This is a genomic window from Petrimonas sulfuriphila, from assembly GCA_038561985.1.
GTDB lineage: Bacteria > Bacteroidota > Bacteroidia > Bacteroidales > Dysgonomonadaceae > Petrimonas > Petrimonas sulfuriphila.
On record CP073276.1, the window covers coordinates 2,114,514 to 2,130,559 of the forward strand.

Here is a 16,046-nt window from a genome sequence, read left to right on the forward strand (position 1 = left end):
CCGTTAAAAATATGTAAAAACTTCCCTGCAAGAACTTGTGGGGAAGTTTTTTATTGACTATTTTGTAGATTTGTACGATATTGCGGAAGCATCGCATAAGCCCTTGCATGGGAAATTGAAAAAGTAAAAATTACGCAACTATGGGATTGTTCGAAATATTTTCGAAGAAAAAGAAAGAGACGCTTGATCAGGGACTGGAAAAAACCAAGGAAAATATTTTCTCCAGATTAACCCGTGCCGTTGCTGGAAAATCGAGAGTAGACGATGATGTGCTCGATGAACTGGAAGAAATATTGGTAACTTCGGATGTAGGTGTTGATACGACATTAAAAATAATTGACCGGATAGAGGGACGTGTTGCCCGCGACAAATATGTGAGTACGGATGAACTTACAAAAATTCTCCGGGAGGAGATAGCCGAACTGCTCACTGAAAACAACTCGGGTGATACAGTTGAGTTTGCCGTCCCGGAAAATAAAAAGCCATACGTTATTATGGTAGTTGGGGTGAACGGAGTGGGGAAAACCACTACCATAGGGAAACTGGCGTATCAGTTTAAACAAAATGGGTTGTCCGTATATCTTGGCGCGGCCGATACTTTCCGTGCTGCGGCTGTGGAGCAGCTTGATATCTGGGGTAAACGTGTGGGGGTTCCCGTGGTGAAGCAAAAGATGGGTGCCGATCCCGCGTCGGTGGCTTTTGATACGTTGAGTTCGGCAAAAGCAAATGATGCCGATGTGGTAATCATTGATACTGCAGGGCGTTTGCACAACAAGATTAACCTGATGAACGAGCTTACCAAAATTAAAAACGTGATGAGTAAAGTAGTTCCGGGCACTCCGGACGAAGTCCTTCTGGTATTGGACGGTTCCACCGGGCAAAACGCGTTTGAACAGGCTAAACAATTTACCGCTGCCACCGAAGTCTCGGCTCTGGCTATCACTAAACTAGATGGAACAGCAAAAGGTGGAGTCGTTATTGGTATCTCGGATCAATTTAAAATTCCGGTAAAATATATAGGGCTGGGTGAAGGGATGGAAGACCTGCAAGTTTTCCGAAGGAAAGAATTTGTGGATTCGTTGTTTGGAGAATGAAGAACAGAATAGACGTCATAACCCTGGGTTGTTCTAAAAACCTGGTAGATTCCGAATTACTAATGCGACAACTTGTTGCTAACGGTTACACGGTGGAGCATGATCCTGCAGATCCCAAAGGTGACATAGCTGTGATAAATACGTGCGGTTTCATTGGCGATGCCAAGGAGGAATCCGTCAATATGATCCTGGAATTTGCGGAAGCCAAAAAGACAAACAGGCTGAAAAAACTTTTCGTAATGGGATGTTTATCGGAGCGGTACATGAATGAACTGCAGAACGAAATTCCCGAAGTAGACAAATTTTACGGCAAATTCGCCTGGAAAAACCTGATTTCTGACTTAGGTAAATCGTACTATAAAGACCTTGAGTTCGACCGTTCCCTGTCAACTCCGCCGCATTACGCTTATGTGAAAATATCCGAAGGATGCGACCGCACCTGTTCCTATTGCTCCATCCCCATCATGACGGGTAAGTACAAATCACGGCCACTGGAAGAGATTGAAGAAGAAGTTCGACGTTTGGTTTCGCAAGGCGTACGGGAGTTTCAGCTTATCGCGCAAGACCTTACCTATTATGGACTGGACAGGTATAAACAGATGAGGTTGCCCGAACTGGTTGAACGGGTTGCGGACATCAAAGGTGCCGATTGGATTCGTCTTCATTACGCTTATCCGGCACATTTCCCTATCGAATTACTCCGCGTAATACGCGAGCGAGAAAACGTTTGTAACTATCTCGACATTGCCTTGCAACACATCAGCGACAATATGCTGGGGAGAATGAGACGAAACATTACGAAGCAACAAACGATTGATCTGATTGCCCGTTTTCGGGAGGAAGTTCCTGGAATTCACCTGCGCACAACGATGATGGTAGGACATCCGGGTGAGACTGAACAGGATTTTGAAGAACTTCTTGAATTTGTAAGAGAGACCCGTTTCGAGCGTTTAGGAGCTTTCCCTTACTCGCACGAAGAGGATACCTATTGCGATAATAATTATACGGACGACGTGCCTCCCGGTCTAAAACAGGAAAGGATGAATGTGTTGATGGACGTGCAGGAATCTATTGCTGTAACCATTAACGAATCGAAAGTGGGGAAAACCCTGAAGGTAATTATCGACCGGGAAGATCCCGATTATTACGTGGGTCGTACCGAGTTCGATTCTCCTGAAGTTGATGGGGAAGTGTTGATTGAAAAACAATCTCCATTGAGAACGGGTGAATTTTATGAGGTGAAGATTACATCGGCTATGCCGTTTGATTTAATAGGAAATGTTTCATTATGACACACAAGGAACTTATTTCAGAGATGGCGCAACGGCTGGGTCTTTCTCAATCGAAGGTGTCTGATTTGCTGGATGCGACGGTATGTGAACTAAATGAAAAACTTTCGGAGAATACACAAATTTTCATTCCGCATTTTGGAGTTTTCGAAACCAGAAAGAGATCTGAGCGTATCTCCGTGAATCCTCAGACCCAACAGCGGTACCTGGTTCCTCCATCTATTGTGGCCACATTTAAACCGGCATCAGGCATTAAAGAGCAACTGAAAACCATGGAAGAAGATGGAAAATAGAATTACCCTTGCCAACCTGGCAGATTTGCTGGCTAAGCGAACCAATGTTTCCGGTACAGAGTCAGAGGCATTTTTAAAATCGTTGTTCGAACTCATCTCGGAAACTCTTTCCGGAGACGAAGTGGTTAAAATCAAAGATTTCGGAACATTTAAGCTCGTTCCGATTCAAGCCCGTGAAAGCGTTGATGTGAATTCCGGCGAAAAGATAGAAATCCCCGCACATAACCGGTTGAGTTTTTTCCCGGCAACAGCATTAAAAGAGCTTGTAAACAAACCGTTTTCTCATTTTGAGTCTATTCTGTTGAATGAAGGTATCGCATTCGAAGGAGTGGAAGAGGTGATTGAAGAGGAAGAGGGAAAGACGGAGTTGACCGAAGAAAAGCCGATAGTAAAAAGGGAAGCTTATCAGGAAGTTTTTCGCTCGGATAGAATGGCTTCCGCCAATGTCCAAAAACGTTCTAAAATTCCTCCTGTCTGGATACCCATTTTGGGAGGCGTTGCCATTGCGTTGGCAAGTCTTTTTTTTTTCATTCAGCGGCAAGCCGGGACACAGCCGGCAACAATAACTGAAAACCCTTCGGTAAAAGACAGTTTGCATCCTTTCAAGGCTCCTGTTGCTGAAAAAACTCAGGAGCTGCCGGAAAGGTTGGAAAAAGTGGTGGTGCAAAAGGGTAAAACCCTCAGACTGATTGCCGAAGAGAAGTTCGGGAACCGGGAGTTTTGGGTGTATATCTACCTGAAAAACAAAGATAAAATAGAAAATCCCAACGTTGTTACCGTTGGGACTGAACTGATTATTCCTGATTCTTCTGAATATGACATTGATGCCTCGAACACACAATCTGTAGCCAAAGCCAAAGTGCTAGGCGACGATTTTTTATAACCTGCTCTTCAATAATTCCGGTATTTGACTCGGTTCTTTGGCTACCGGAACTCCCACGGCTTCGAAAGCAGCAATTTTTTCAGCGGCACTACCCGAACCGCTGGAGATGATTGCTCCTGCGTGTCCCATCTGTTTTCCGGGAGGAGCCTGTTGTCCTGCAATGAACGCGGCTACCGGTTTTGTAACGTGCTTTTTGATGTATTCAGCAGCGCGTTCTTCAGCATCGCCCCCAATTTCGCCGATAAGGGCTATAGAGTCGGTTTCAGGATCGTTTTGAAACATTTCCAACAGTTCCTGATAATAGAGCCCCACAATGGGATCTCCGCCTACACCTACGGCAGTGGATTGTCCCAGCCCTTTGGAGGTGAGGTTGTAAACGACTTCGTAAGTGAGTGTTCCACTCCGGCTGATTACTCCGGTTGCCCCCCGTTTGAAAATCATGGTAGGCATTATGCCCACTGAACTTTTATCGGGAGATATTAAACCCGGACAATTGGGACCGATTAGTTTGGCACCCTTTAGGTTGATGTAGCGGTAAGCTTCAACTACATCGAGGGTAGGGACACCTTCGGTAATACAGATAATAAGTTTTACTCCTGCATCGGCAGCCTCCAACATGGCATCTTTGGCAAACGGAGCCGGAACGAAGATTACCGATGTGTTGGCTTCTGTCTCTTTTACAGCTTCACGAACGGTATTAAAAACAGGGATTCCTTCCACATTTTCTCCGCCCTTTCCGGGCGATGTCCCTCCAACAATATTGGTGCCGTATGCTTTCATCTTTGCAGTGTGAAATCCTCCGTCGCGTCCGGTAATTCCCTGAACGATTAATCGTGTATTTTTATCGATTAGAATACTCATATTTTTTAGACGTTAAAAGTTTAAAGCTGAACTTAATTTGCCAACTCAACGGCTTTTTTCCCTGCTTCACCCATGGTTTCCGCCAAGTGGAATTCGGTGCCTTCCAATAAGGCGCGGCCTTCTTTTTCATTGGTTCCGGTTAAACGGATAACAATAGGAATATCGGTTTTTATCTGGCTGAAGGCTTCCAGTAATCCTCTGGCTACATCGTCGCAACGGGTAATCCCTCCAAAGATGTTGATCAGTACCACCTTTACATTCTTGTCACTTAGTAAAAGCTTCATGGCTTCAATGACTTTTGTAGGATTTGAGCTTCCACCGATATCCAGGAAGTTAGCTGGTTCTCCGCCATACAGTTTTATCATGTCCATCGTCGCCATGGCCAGTCCGGCACCGTTAACCATACAACCTATTTCACCGCCTAAATGCACATAGCTGAAACCTTTGCTTTTAGCGTTTTGCTCCTTCTTTTCTTCTTCTGTCGGTTCAAAAAGAGCCGCAATTTTAGGATGACGGTAAAGGGCATTGTCGTCGAAAGTCATTTTTGCGTCGATGGCTTTAATCAGGCCTTCTTCGGTGAGCACCAAAGGGTTGATCTCTGCCAGCGATGCGTCGGTATCCACGAACAACCTGTATAGCTTTTGGAAAATTGTTGCTGCTTCACGGACTAGCTTGATATCGTCAAACAGTTTGAAAGCAGCTTCTCGTGCCAGGTAGTCTGGTATACCGATAAGCGGGTCGATAACTATTTTATGGATTTTTTCGGGAGTGTTGCGTGCCACTTCTTCAATATCCATTCCCCCTTCGCGACTCAACATCAGGATGGTAGATTTAGATTTCCTGTCGATGACATAGCTTACATAATATTCCGAAGCAATATTCACCGCTTTACCGATAAGCACCCTGTCAACGATAAAGCCTTTGATATCCATCCACAAGATGTTGGCTACATGTTGGCGGAGTTCTATTTCATTTTGGGCGAGTTTCACCCCTCCAGCTTTCCCCCTACCTCCGGTATGGACCTGCGCTTTTACAACCACTAACGGAGTATCCAGCTCCTGGTATGCGCGCACTGCGTCATCAACGTTACGACAGATATATGCTTTGTCTACCGGCAATCCGTAAGATGCTAATAATTCTCTTGCCTGATACTCATGAATTTTCATGGGCTTTTATTTTATACTAATATTTAATGAATGATTGATTTTTGATGTAGCTGTATGATTTTTCTGACAATATGTGGCACTTTAATTATGTTGTTTAACATGAGAGAGCGGTAAAATGTTTGCTCAAATAGAGAAAAATAATTCCCGTACCCGGCAAAAAGTGTAAAAAAATAGAATAACAAAATGTTTATCAGTATATTATTGTATTGTTGGAAAGCTTTTTTGAATTTCATTAGATTCAATTTTTTCTGATAGAACTTTGATACAGAAGTACTGTGATAGCTCGCGTGAGATAATCACTTTTTTTAGGTATTCTGTTTATCGAAATATCCCTGATTTATGGGATTGTGCGAAGCGTGATTTTGCTCTTCCTTTGTGCTCTGAAAAATCAAGAAGAAAAAAGATGAATAAAAAAATAATATACTCAATAATTGCCGGAATGCTGATAAGCACGATGGTTGTTTTTTCCCAACGCGGTCACCATGTGTTGACGGGGAAAATAACGGATGAAAACAACAATGAGTTAGTGGGGGCAACCGTTTATATTGAAGAATTGGGCGTCGGAGACGATACTAACGCGTCGGGGGATTACCGTATCGAGCATATTTCCGGCGGACGACACCGGATTATGGTGAGTTATATGGGTTATAAACCGCTTACGAAAGAAATAGATTTTAAACGGGGAGAGCAAACCCGAAGAGAAAATTTCAACCTGAAACCCGATGAACGGATGTTGGTGGAAGTGGAAGTGTTTGGGGGGCGGCGCGAACGTCCCGAAAAAATGGAAGCGCTCACGCGTATACCGCTTAGGTTGGACGAGCAGGTGCAAAGTGTATCTGTGATATCGCAAAAAATGATTGCCGAACAAGGCGCGATGACGCTCAACGATGCTGTGCGAAATGCACCCGGACTGGGGACTTTTGCCACTTACGGCAATACATCGGAAAGCATTACTTCGCGTGGTTATCGGGGGATCCCCGTGGTGAAAAACGGGGTGCGCATCCATTCCGATTTTCGTGGGCAGGGTTTTCTTTCGGACATGCAGGGGGTTGAAACCGTGCAGGTGTTGCGCGGTTCTGCCGCCATTGCGCAAGGCATCGGGAACGATATTGGTTCGGCAGGGGGGGTAGTGAACGTTGCTACCAAAACACCCCGTTTTGTCAATTCCGGGAACCTGGGCTTGCGTATCGGCAGTTGGGGACAGGTTCGCCCCACGTTTGATATCCAGCGTGTGTTGGATGTGCACGGACATGCCGCTTTCCGCATCAACGGAGCGTATGAACGGGCGGATAATTACCGTGTACATGTCTCGAAAGACCGCTTTTACGTGAATCCGTCATTTGCGTGGAGACCTGACGAAAAAACCAACATTGTGCTTGAAATGGATTACCTGCACGATTCGCGTACCCCGGACCAGGGAACCGTGAACCTGAGTGCCGACAGTGTGAACAATATCTACAAAATGCCGGCCGATAAGTTCCTGGGTTTTTCAAGCGACCGTCAGTTTACCAACACCCTGACATACATGGCGCACCTCACGCGCGAACTTGGAAACGGTTTCAGCGTGCGTGTGGCGTATGCCGGTGCCGACCTGAACTCGCGTTCCGTCCGGGGCCATGTTTCGGCATTGCGATCTGCGGGCACAACAGGTAAGTACAACCTGCGATCGAGAAATTACAGCGGCGGACAGCGAAGCGACAAGAACGGAGTCTTTCAGGCAGACCTCATTGGTAAAGATATTCAAACCGGCTCTGTGAAGCATACGTTTAACGTAGGGTTCGATTATCGCTGGTCGGATGTTTCCACTGTCAGCACCAATTCCGTTACCGTAGACACGATCGACGTGCTGCAAGCTATTCCCAATGTCATGCCCAATGTCGTGCTTAAGGATAGCGATCCGTCCACGTCGCAATCCTACTCCTACGGTTTACTGTTGCAGGAAGTAATGACGTTTAACCGTTATCTGAAAGTGTCGCTAGGATTACGATATAGCCAGGTGAACGGATTGAGCGACAACGTTGTCTCGTCTACTGGCGGTGATGTGTGGGATCCGCTGTTTGGCATCATCGTTACACCGTACGAAAATTTCAACCTTTTTGCATCGTATACGACAACTACATCGTTGCGTGGCGCCGCAAACCTTCTTGAGGATCGTGTTACGCCCGTCGGCCCCACGCGTGAAAAGCAGGTTGAAGTGGGGCTGAAAACGGAGTGGCTTGACAACCGCCTTCGTTTCAATGCGACCTATTTCCACATCCAGAACAACAACCTGACCTATTCGTTGCTTAACGATGCCGGACAGAACACGGGTTACTACATGAAAGCCGGAAATCTGAAGAGGGAAGGTGTGGAGCTGGAACTTACAGGGCGTTTGCTGAAAAACCTGGATGTCGTGGCGGGCTATTCCTACCTGGACGCCGCTTATCACGACAGCCCCTATTATCACGCAGGGTCTGCTCCGATGAACACCGCCAAGAATACTGCCAACGGATGGGTAAATTATAGTATTTTTGATGGCGTCTTATGCAATCTTTCCTTTGGCTTGGGCATGTATTACGTGGGCCAACGCCCGCTGGCCGAATATACCTATCGCGTTGTGCCTGGACACGCTGTGCAGGCAAACACGCGTCCATTTCTCGCAGATGCATATACTACCGTGAATGCGCAGGTAGGTTACCGGTTTAGAAATTACCGCATCCGGGTGTTTATGAACAATCTGTTCGATTCCACGGGCTACACAGCATATTATCGCGGTGGCTACCTCAATCCGACAGATCCTAGGAATGTTGCGGTGGCGCTGAATTATCAGTTTTAACAGCTAAGGTAGAAAAAAATGGAAACTCAAAAGAAAAAGCAGAACATTTATCACATCATGCGGGTATTACATCGCGATATCGGATTTCTAACCATCGGGTTGACCCTTGTTTATGCGCTTTCGGGAATTTTGCTTATTTATCGGAATACCGACTTGCTGAAGACGGAGAAAGTAGAGGAAAAGCAACTGGCAACGAATCTTTCGGGGAATGATTTGGGACAACAGCTCCGTATTCGGAATTTTAAAGTGGAAAGGGAAGAAGGGGAAACAATTTATTTCAAGGAAGGTTTTTACCATGCTGCTACCGGAAAATCAGTCGTAACGCGCAAAGTGTATATCTCTCCGTTTGACAAGTTGGTGGATTTGCACAAGATTACCGGAACGCATAGAGTGTCCGTGCTGTCTCTTGTTTACGGATTTATGCTTTGTTTCCTTGCGGTTTCCTCGTTGTTTATGTTTAAGTTCGGAAGCCGGAAAAGCCGGAGGGGAATAGCGATGATTGCATTAAGCATTGTTATTACGGTGGCGATTGTGGCGTTGGTGTGACGACTCAATGGCTTTGCAGGTCAACATCCTCGATTTGAATAATTTTTTTGGAGATAGCGTATATGGTTAATCCCGACTGGCTCCGTATGCCGGTTTTGGCTGTTATGTTTTTCCGGTGGGTAACTACCGTATGGATACTGATGTTGAGCGAGTCGGCAATTTCCTTGTTGGAGTAACCGTGAACCAATTGGGTAAGTACATCAAGTTCTCTTTCAGTCAGGTTATCATCGTTTGACGGGAATTTCAATTCACTGTTGGTTCCCGTTTTTTGTAACCTGGACAAAACCTGCTCCAATGTGTCGAAAATGGTAAAAGACGAATCGAGCAGCGCCAGTGAATGGTTATCGACAATGCCTAAGTGAATTCCAACGATGGAGAAATTGGGGTGATTTTTCCGGATCCTTCTTACGTCCTTCTCCCTGTTCACCAATAGTAGAGGGTTGATAATCAATAAATCTACCTTTTTTGAAGGGAGAATATTTTCCAAATCGTCCAGTGAATCCACTTTACAGATTACGCAGTCAATATCCGATTGAGAAAGTACCGCGTGTAATCCTTCGTAAATAATCTGCGAATGCACCATGATGGCGATATGTAACCGGTGTCTGTTCATGCTTTCTCCATATTGTATCCGAAAGGAATTAAAATGGTTTCCTCAATCAATGAGTGGATATAGAGGTCGTACTCCAATTCACACAAAGAGAAAAGCAGTTTACGGCGTAAGTTCAGGTCGTCGTTGATTACTACGTATTTCAACAATAAGTTTTTTATGTCTTTTATTTTCAGCTCTATATCGGTGTGGTGTTCGCTGTATTCCTGGGCCGAGTATGCATTGCTCTCCAGATTATCCCTGTTGCCCAGGAACTCGATAAAATACGGAAAAGCCACATTGTCCTCGTAGTCCAGGTGGTCGATAACCTCAGCAAAGTATTCGTTAAAAAACTGCTCCAGCAACTTTAATTCCTTTTCAGGATGGTTTTTCTGCAGCTGCATTATGTAGGCACTTATTTGCGGATATTTATCGTTGCGGTAATAGTCGTGACTGTTTTTCAAAAAGCGTACAATCTGCTTTACATCGTCAACGGAATCAATGGGATTTTCTTTGGGTTTGAAGCCGTTGTACAGGTTGGCAATCGATATAAACAGTTTCTCACTGATTCCTTTCTCTTTGCATAATTGGCTGATGGTGAAATCGCCTACCCGAAAATCGAAATTGAAATGCTGCATTACCAGCAAAAGCGAAGGGTTTTCCTCGATTAAGTCAAACAATTTCATCCCCGGTTTTATATATGTTCGGCAAACGTGATACATAGAAAGTAGTTTTGGATACAAAGATAACTGTTTTTGTTTAGATTGATTCTAATTAAAAATGATTAACGCATGAGAATTTTCACCACCCTTGATTTCAGGAGCTTTCTTGCTTTTTTTACAACCGAAACATTTTTCCTGTTTGCGGCTGTGTTGTCTTAATTTTTATGGCTATTTTTGTGTGTCGAAAGAAATAGGAACTATGCAAGACTTTAACACACTTCTGATCAATCGGAGAAGTTACCGGAAATATGCGGATGGACCCTTGGCGGGAGATGCTGTTCAACTTATCCTGGAAGCAGCGTTGCTTTCACCCACCTCCAAAAACAAACATTCCTGGGAGTTTGTGGTCGTGGAAGACCGGGAGATGCTTGCAAAACTTTCCAGGTGCAAGGCTCAGAGCGCTGCTTTTATTGCAGATGCGGCACTGGCGGTTGTGGTTCTTGGAAATCCGCTTGAAACCGATGCTTGGATTGAAGATGCCTCTATCGCTGCCATCAATATGCAGTTACAGGCCGAAGAACTGGGGATCGGCAGTTGCTGGGTACAGGTCAGGAACCGTGACTTTTCTGAAACAATCACTTCCGGAGAATACATTAACGGGATACTCGATGTCCCTATGCCGCTGGAAGTGCTCTGTGTCATTTCTTTCGGGAAAAAAGAAAAACCCCGTTCTCCCAACAATGGCGATCAGTTGTTGTGGGAAAAGGTGCATCTGGGAAAGTATACGTTTTGACAGTGCACCGAATCTATAAATCTAAATGTCTAAAAATTTATAAATTTGCATGAGCGCAATTAATTACGATCTTACCAAAATTAAGTCGTTTATCTTCGATGTGGACGGAGTCTTGTCCTGTCAAACCGTAACGCTTGCCGAAGACGGCCAGCCGATGCGGTCAACCAACGTGCGGGACGGTTATGCCATTCATCACGCGATACGTTCTGGACTGGATGTAGCAGTGATAACCGGAGGACGTTCGGAAATTGTCCGCCGCCGCCTGGAGTCACTCGGTGTAAGGCACATCTACCTGAAATCGTACGATAAAACCGAACAGTTGAAGGAATATATGGATAAAACCGGCTTCGACCCGGAAGAGATCATCTATGTGGGCGACGACATTATCGATTATTTGGTCATGAAAAAAGTGGGTTTACCGGTGGCTCCTGCAGATGCTTGTCCTGAAATTAAGGATATTTCCATTTACGTTTCACCCGTCAAGGGTGGTGAAGGAGTTGCCCGTGATGTCATTGAACAAGTGATGAAAGTCCAGGGCAAATGGATGGTGAACGACGCGTTCTTTTGGTGAAAAATTAAATATTTACCCAAGTTATATTTCGAACTTTTTTATGTTGGTTCGGTTCTTGTTTCCAGTTTTTTGATAAAATTTATACTTTTTTGTCGCGAATAGATGAGGTTTAATTATAATCCGGCTCTTTACCAGGATAGTATTAAAATACTTAAAGGAAATATTTAACACAGAAAAGTTGAAAACATTTGAAACATCGACTAATTTTGCAAAAACCAACAAAAACCACAAATAAATAAAATGGCAAAAGTACAAGGTTATGTAGTTGTTAATACGCAACGTTGCAAGGGTTGCAATCTTTGCGTTGTGTCATGTCCTACGGACGTGTTGGAATTACAACCGCGGGAAGTGAATGATCGCGGCTATCATTACGTTTACATGAAAAACCCGGAAGAGTGCATCGGTTGCTTTAACTGCGGAACCGTTTGTCCCGAAGGATGTTTAACCGTTTATCGTAAACGATTGGATAAATAAGTGAACGTTTTGTTTTTTAAGTCTAATACTCATTAGGAGATCAAAAAAACTGAATTTAAATTATGACAGAAGATGTAACATTAATGAAGGGAAACGAAGCTGTTGCTTATGCGGCAATCCGCTACGGTGTAGACGGATACTTCGGTTATCCCATTACCCCACAATCCGAAATTATAGAAACACTTATGGAGGCCGCTCCATGGAAAACTACAGGGATGGTTGTCCTACAAGCTGAAAGTGAAGTAGCGGCCATCAACATGGTATACGGTGGTGCCGCTTGCGGAAAATATTCCATGACCTCTTCCTCGAGTCCGGGAATCAGCCTTAAGCAGGAAGGAATTTCCTACCTTGCCGGCGCGGAGTTGCCCTGTCTTATCGTAAATGTACAGCGTGGCGGACCGGGATTAGGCACAATTCAACCTTCACAGTCTGATTATTTTCAAACCGTAAAGGGCGGGGGGCACGGTGACTACAGGCTAATCACGCTGGCTCCCAATTCCGTTCAGGAAATGGCAGACTTTGTATCGTTGGGTTTTGATCTGGCGTTCAAATACCGTAATCCGGCCATGATACTGACCGACGGTGTTATCGGGCAAATGATGGAGAAAGTGAAACTTCCGGAGTACCGGCGTCGCCGTACCGAACAGGAAATTCGCGAACAGTGTCCGTGGGCAACACTTGGAAAAACAAAAGACAGAGGCCCCAATATCATAACTTCACTGGAGTTGGATGCAGCTCTCATGGAAAAAAACAACGAGCGTTTTCAGGCAAAATATAGGGTAATTGAACAGGAAGAGGTTCGTTATCAGGAGACTGCATGCGAGGATGCCGACTATTTGCTGGTTGCCTTCGGTTCGGCAGCCCGTATCTGTCTTAAAACCATAGATATGGCTAGGAAGGAGGGCATAAAGATTGGGCTTCTCCGCCCCATAACGTTGTGGCCTTTCCCAAGCAACATACTCAATACATATGCCGATAAGGTGAAAGGTATGCTGACTGTGGAACTCAATGCCGGACAAATGGTGGAAGATGTGCGATTGGCCGTAAACGGGAAAGTACCCGTTGAGCATTACGGACGTCTGGGTGGAATCGTTCCTACTCCCGACGGAGTATTGGATGCATTAAAGGAAAAAATAGTAAAATAAAAAAACGTACAGCCGTGAGCCCAAAATTACAACAATTATTTTCGATGCTGTTTTTGCTTTTCTTCTTAGCAACAATAGTCGTTTATTTCGTTTCTGGCCAAAACATGAAACTTACGTGGATTACAGGGGCTTGCGCCGTTGTTTGTTATTTTTTATACAGATTTTCAAAAAGATAAAATTATGGATATAAACAGTATAGTTAGCCCCGAAAACTTGGTTTACGCCAAACCGGAAATCATGAACGACAACCATATGCACTATTGCCCCGGCTGTTCGCACGGTGTTGTTCACAAAACCATTGCCGAAGTTATTAAAGAACTCGACCTACAGGAAAAGACGATCGGAATTGCCCCGGTTGGATGTGCGGTTTTCGCATACAAATACCTGGATATCGACTGGCAGGAAGCCGCTCACGGACGTGCGCCCGCTTTAGCAACTGCAGCAAAACGGCTGAATCCCGACAAAATGGTGTTTACCTATCAGGGGGACGGCGACCTGGCAGCTATAGGTACTGCAGAAACCATCCACGCTGCCAACCGTGGGGAGAATATCGCTATTATTTTCATCAATAACGGAATATATGGGATGACTGGCGGACAAATGGCGCCGACAACACTCAGTAAGATGGTAACCTCCACCAGCCCGGACGGACGTGATGTGCAAACCATGGGTAGCCCACTTAAAATACTCAATTTGCTGGCATTGCTCGATGGTGTCTGTTTGGCCACCCGCGTAAGCGTTCATACCGCAGCAGCGGTCAAGAAAGCCAAGAGGATGATAAAGCTGGCTTTCGAAAATGCTATGGCCGGTAAGGGAACCTCCATCGTTGAGGTTGTATCAACCTGTAGCTCCGGATGGAAAATGACGCCTGCCGAAGCCAACGACTGGATGGCCGAGAATATGTTTCCGGTGTTTCCAATAGGAGATTTAAAGAATATTTAACTTGAAAAATATGTTGCAAGAAATTGTTATTTCGGGATTTGGCGGCCAGGGAGTTTTATCGATGGGTAAAATTCTTGCTTTTTCCGGTATTATGGAAGACAAAGAGGTGTCCTGGTTCCCGGCTTACGGGCCCGAACAACGTGGAGGAACGGCCAATGTAACCGTTATTATCAGTGATAAACCCATCAGTTCACCGGTCGTTAACCAGTACGACGTGGCCATCGTGTTGAATCAGCCTTCGCTGGATAAGTTTGAAGAAAAGATAAAACCGGGCGGAGCACTTATATACGACGATTACGGAATTCGCCATAAAGCCAGGCGTAAGGATATCAACGTTTACCGGATTAAGGCTATGGACGAATCCATGAAAATGAACAACACAAAGGTGTTCAATATGATTGTATTGGGCGGATTACTTAAGATATCACCCATGGTTCAGTTGGCAAACGTTATGGAAGGGTTAAAGAAAACGTTGCCTGAACGTCATCATAAGCTTTTGCCAATGAATGAAGAAGCCATTATGAAAGGAATGGATATCATTGAGTTGGAGCAGGAAGCAGATTGCCTGTAATCCTGTAATATCGAAATCAGGAGCCGGTTTGATTATTTTTGTCAGGCCGGCTTTGTGTTTTTTTAGAAGTCTTTTTTTGTGCCTTTTTCTCCGTTGATTCCTGGGTGCGTTTTTTCCCTATGCCTCTTTGAGGTTTATCAGAATGTTTTCTGCCCTCTTTTCGCCGTTTTTCGGGATTGTATTCGGGAACGTCACCCAACTCCGGGGGAACGGGTATTTTGTAGATGTTTTTTTGTAGAAACTTCTCGATCCTTGAAAAACGAAGTTGTTCGTCGGGCGAGACAAACGTTATGGCCATTCCCGAATCTCCTGCGCGTGCCGTACGTCCGATGCGATGAACATAATCCTCTGCATCGTAGGGTACATCAAAGTTTATGATAAGTGATATGTCATCGATATCGATACCCCGTGAAACGATGTCGGTAGCAACCAGAATATCCACTCTTTCGTTGCGGAATTCGTGCATGACTGAATTGCGTTCTGTCTGTTCCAGATCAGAATGCATGGCGTCAGCAGACAGTCCCATTTTACGAAGCGTTTTGGCAATTTCCTTGACTTTTTGTTTCTTTCCTGAAAAAAGGATTACTTTGTTGGGCTTTTTGTCGGAGAACAACTGTTTAACGATCTCAATTTTCTGCGATTCATAGCAAATATAGGCTGTTTGCAAAATGGTTTCGGGCGGACGCGCCACAGCGATGGTAATCTCCTCGGGGTAGTGTAAAATAGTTTTTGCCAGTTGTTGGATCTTTGGGGGCATTGTTGCTGAAAACATGATCGTTTGGCGATCTTTCGGTAACAATTTTTCAATCTTCATAATGTCGTCGAAGAAACCCATATCGAGCATCCGGTCAGCTTCATCCAGAATAAAATACTTCACGCCTGAAAAGTCAATGTTATACAGGTTGATGTGCGACAGCAATCTGCCCGGCGTGGCAATCACCACATCGGCACCACTAAGCAGCCCTTTTTTCTGTACCTCCCAGGCATCCCCATCGTTGCCACCGTAAACGGCTACCGATGAGAACGGTGTGAAGTACGAAAATCCTTCCATCTGCTGATCGATTTGTTGCGCCAACTCACGGGTAGGTGCCATGATAATGGCGTTTACCTTATGATGTTCGTGCGGCTCGGTCTGCAGGTTGTTCAGCAACGGAAGCAGAAAGGCAGCTGTTTTACCTGTTCCCGTCTGTGCACAGGCGATAACATCTTTTTTCCGGAGAATAACGGGTATGGCTTGCTCCTGGACAGGTGTAGTTTCTTTGAAGTTCATTGCCTGTAACCCGTCTTGAAGGGCATCGCACAGTGGAAGTTCGGTAAATAACATTTCTAATTTCTAAAATTTCAGCAAAGAT

17 protein-coding genes are annotated in these 16,046 nt (G+C 45.0%); 12 read left to right on the forward strand and 5 right to left on the reverse strand.

Annotation, left to right across the window (positions count from 1 at the left end):
* Positions 1–140 precede the first annotated feature (140 nt).
* The 4 genes from ftsY to KCV26_08800 are packed head-to-tail and all read left to right on the forward strand — an operon-like array spanning position 141 to position 3,559.
* Complete coding sequence (gene ftsY / locus KCV26_08785; GenBank protein WZX35430.1) at positions 141–1,094, forward strand: signal recognition particle-docking protein FtsY; 954 nt, start codon at positions 141–143, stop codon at positions 1,092–1,094.
* Positions 1,091–2,386, forward strand: a complete 1,296-nt coding sequence (rimO, locus tag KCV26_08790) for a 30S ribosomal protein S12 methylthiotransferase RimO (GenBank protein WZX35431.1) — start codon at positions 1,091–1,093, stop codon at positions 2,384–2,386. Before ftsY ends, rimO begins: the two co-directional genes overlap by 4 nt.
* Positions 2,383–2,676 carry an HU family DNA-binding protein gene (locus tag KCV26_08795; protein ID WZX35432.1) on the forward strand — a complete coding sequence of 98 codons (294 nt, stop codon included), beginning with the start codon at positions 2,383–2,385 and terminating at the stop codon, positions 2,674–2,676. The genes rimO and KCV26_08795 overlap by 4 nt, the downstream gene beginning before the upstream one ends.
* Positions 2,666–3,559 (forward strand): HU family DNA-binding protein, encoded by an 894-nt coding sequence (locus tag KCV26_08800; GenBank protein WZX35433.1) that lies wholly within the window; start codon positions 2,666–2,668, stop codon positions 3,557–3,559. The genes KCV26_08795 and KCV26_08800 overlap by 11 nt, the downstream gene beginning before the upstream one ends.
* Here KCV26_08800 and sucD read toward each other — a convergent pair.
* Both sucD and sucC read right to left on the reverse strand, forming a co-directional pair.
* Positions 3,554–4,420 carry a succinate--CoA ligase subunit alpha gene (gene sucD / locus KCV26_08805; GenBank protein WZX35434.1) on the reverse strand — a complete coding sequence of 289 codons (867 nt, stop codon included), beginning with the start codon at positions 4,418–4,420 and terminating at the stop codon, positions 3,554–3,556. The two genes, KCV26_08800 and sucD, sit on opposite strands and share 6 nt — an antisense overlap.
* A 32-nt stretch (positions 4,421–4,452) precedes the next feature.
* The gene (gene sucC, locus KCV26_08810) at positions 4,453–5,586 is read right to left on the reverse strand and encodes an ADP-forming succinate--CoA ligase subunit beta (GenBank protein WZX35435.1); all 1,134 of its coding nucleotides are present in this window, start codon (positions 5,584–5,586) and stop codon (positions 4,453–4,455) included.
* Positions 5,587–5,989: 403 nt separating this feature from the next.
* Here sucC and KCV26_08815 point away from each other — a divergent pair, with 403 nt between their 5' ends.
* On the forward strand, positions 5,990–8,401 hold the full coding sequence (locus tag KCV26_08815) for a TonB-dependent receptor (GenBank protein ID WZX35436.1): 2,412 nt from the start codon (positions 5,990–5,992) through the stop codon (positions 8,399–8,401).
* A gap of 18 nt (positions 8,402–8,419) precedes the next feature.
* The gene (locus KCV26_08820) at positions 8,420–8,947 is read left to right on the forward strand and encodes a hypothetical protein (protein WZX35437.1); all 528 of its coding nucleotides are present in this window, start codon (positions 8,420–8,422) and stop codon (positions 8,945–8,947) included.
* 4 nt (positions 8,948–8,951) lie between these two features.
* Here the strand turns inward: KCV26_08820 and KCV26_08825 are convergent, their stop codons facing one another.
* The gene (locus tag KCV26_08825; protein ID WZX35438.1) at positions 8,952–9,560 is read right to left on the reverse strand and encodes a response regulator transcription factor; all 609 of its coding nucleotides are present in this window, start codon (positions 9,558–9,560) and stop codon (positions 8,952–8,954) included.
* Positions 9,557–10,222 carry a hypothetical protein gene (locus tag KCV26_08830; GenBank protein ID WZX35439.1) on the reverse strand — a complete coding sequence of 222 codons (666 nt, stop codon included), beginning with the start codon at positions 10,220–10,222 and terminating at the stop codon, positions 9,557–9,559. Before KCV26_08830 ends, KCV26_08825 begins: the two co-directional genes overlap by 4 nt.
* Before the next feature lie 235 nt (positions 10,223–10,457).
* Between KCV26_08830 and KCV26_08835 the strand changes: the two genes are divergently transcribed.
* The 6 genes from KCV26_08835 to KCV26_08860 all read left to right on the forward strand — a co-directional run bounded on the left by KCV26_08835 (position 10,458) and on the right by KCV26_08860 (position 14,694).
* Positions 10,458–10,991, forward strand: a complete 534-nt coding sequence (locus tag KCV26_08835; GenBank protein ID WZX35440.1) for a nitroreductase family protein — start codon at positions 10,458–10,460, stop codon at positions 10,989–10,991.
* 49 nt (positions 10,992–11,040) lie between these two features.
* Positions 11,041–11,562 (forward strand): HAD hydrolase family protein, encoded by a 522-nt coding sequence (locus KCV26_08840; protein WZX35441.1) that lies wholly within the window; start codon positions 11,041–11,043, stop codon positions 11,560–11,562.
* A gap of 240 nt (positions 11,563–11,802) precedes the next feature.
* Positions 11,803–12,036 (forward strand): 4Fe-4S dicluster domain-containing protein, encoded by a 234-nt coding sequence (locus KCV26_08845; GenBank protein ID WZX35442.1) that lies wholly within the window; start codon positions 11,803–11,805, stop codon positions 12,034–12,036.
* Positions 12,037–12,098: 62 nt separating this feature from the next.
* Positions 12,099–13,181 carry a 3-methyl-2-oxobutanoate dehydrogenase subunit VorB gene (locus KCV26_08850; protein ID WZX35443.1) on the forward strand — a complete coding sequence of 361 codons (1,083 nt, stop codon included), beginning with the start codon at positions 12,099–12,101 and terminating at the stop codon, positions 13,179–13,181.
* 180 nt (positions 13,182–13,361) lie between these two features.
* On the forward strand, positions 13,362–14,123 hold the full coding sequence (locus KCV26_08855; protein ID WZX35444.1) for a 2-oxoglutarate oxidoreductase: 762 nt from the start codon (positions 13,362–13,364) through the stop codon (positions 14,121–14,123).
* Between the two features lie 10 nt (positions 14,124–14,133).
* Positions 14,134–14,694 carry a 2-oxoacid:acceptor oxidoreductase family protein gene (locus KCV26_08860; GenBank protein ID WZX35445.1) on the forward strand — a complete coding sequence of 187 codons (561 nt, stop codon included), beginning with the start codon at positions 14,134–14,136 and terminating at the stop codon, positions 14,692–14,694.
* Between the two features lie 16 nt (positions 14,695–14,710).
* Here KCV26_08860 and KCV26_08865 read toward each other — a convergent pair whose 3' ends face one another.
* Positions 14,711–16,018 (reverse strand): DEAD/DEAH box helicase, encoded by a 1,308-nt coding sequence (locus KCV26_08865; protein WZX35446.1) that lies wholly within the window; start codon positions 16,016–16,018, stop codon positions 14,711–14,713.
* Positions 16,019–16,046: the final 28 nt, after the last annotated feature.

What these genes read in the sequence shown, in the direction of transcription:
- ftsY (WZX35430.1), top strand. Translation starts at nt 141, where the DNA reads ATGGGATTGTTCGAAATATTTTCGAAGAAAAAGAAAGAGACGCTTGAT.
- rimO (WZX35431.1), top strand. Translation starts at nt 1,091, where the DNA reads ATGAAGAACAGAATAGACGTCATAACCCTGGGTTGTTCTAAAAACCTG.
- KCV26_08795 (WZX35432.1), top strand. Translation starts at nt 2,383, where the DNA reads ATGACACACAAGGAACTTATTTCAGAGATGGCGCAACGGCTGGGTCTT.
- KCV26_08800 (WZX35433.1), top strand. Translation starts at nt 2,666, where the DNA reads ATGGAAAATAGAATTACCCTTGCCAACCTGGCAGATTTGCTGGCTAAG.
- sucD (WZX35434.1), bottom strand. Translation starts at nt 4,420, where the DNA reads ATGAGTATTCTAATCGATAAAAATACACGATTAATCGTTCAGGGAATT.
- sucC (WZX35435.1), bottom strand. Translation starts at nt 5,586, where the DNA reads ATGAAAATTCATGAGTATCAGGCAAGAGAATTATTAGCATCTTACGGA.
- KCV26_08815 (WZX35436.1), top strand. Translation starts at nt 5,990, where the DNA reads ATGAATAAAAAAATAATATACTCAATAATTGCCGGAATGCTGATAAGC.
- KCV26_08820 (WZX35437.1), top strand. Translation starts at nt 8,420, where the DNA reads ATGGAAACTCAAAAGAAAAAGCAGAACATTTATCACATCATGCGGGTA.
- KCV26_08825 (WZX35438.1), bottom strand. Translation starts at nt 9,560, where the DNA reads ATGAACAGACACCGGTTACATATCGCCATCATGGTGCATTCGCAGATT.
- KCV26_08830 (WZX35439.1), bottom strand. Translation starts at nt 10,222, where the DNA reads ATGAAATTGTTTGACTTAATCGAGGAAAACCCTTCGCTTTTGCTGGTA.
- KCV26_08835 (WZX35440.1), top strand. Translation starts at nt 10,458, where the DNA reads ATGCAAGACTTTAACACACTTCTGATCAATCGGAGAAGTTACCGGAAA.
- KCV26_08840 (WZX35441.1), top strand. Translation starts at nt 11,041, where the DNA reads ATGAGCGCAATTAATTACGATCTTACCAAAATTAAGTCGTTTATCTTC.
- KCV26_08845 (WZX35442.1), top strand. Translation starts at nt 11,803, where the DNA reads ATGGCAAAAGTACAAGGTTATGTAGTTGTTAATACGCAACGTTGCAAG.
- KCV26_08850 (WZX35443.1), top strand. Translation starts at nt 12,099, where the DNA reads ATGACAGAAGATGTAACATTAATGAAGGGAAACGAAGCTGTTGCTTAT.
- KCV26_08855 (WZX35444.1), top strand. Translation starts at nt 13,362, where the DNA reads ATGGATATAAACAGTATAGTTAGCCCCGAAAACTTGGTTTACGCCAAA.
- KCV26_08860 (WZX35445.1), top strand. Translation starts at nt 14,134, where the DNA reads ATGTTGCAAGAAATTGTTATTTCGGGATTTGGCGGCCAGGGAGTTTTA.
- KCV26_08865 (WZX35446.1), bottom strand. Translation starts at nt 16,018, where the DNA reads ATGTTATTTACCGAACTTCCACTGTGCGATGCCCTTCAAGACGGGTTA.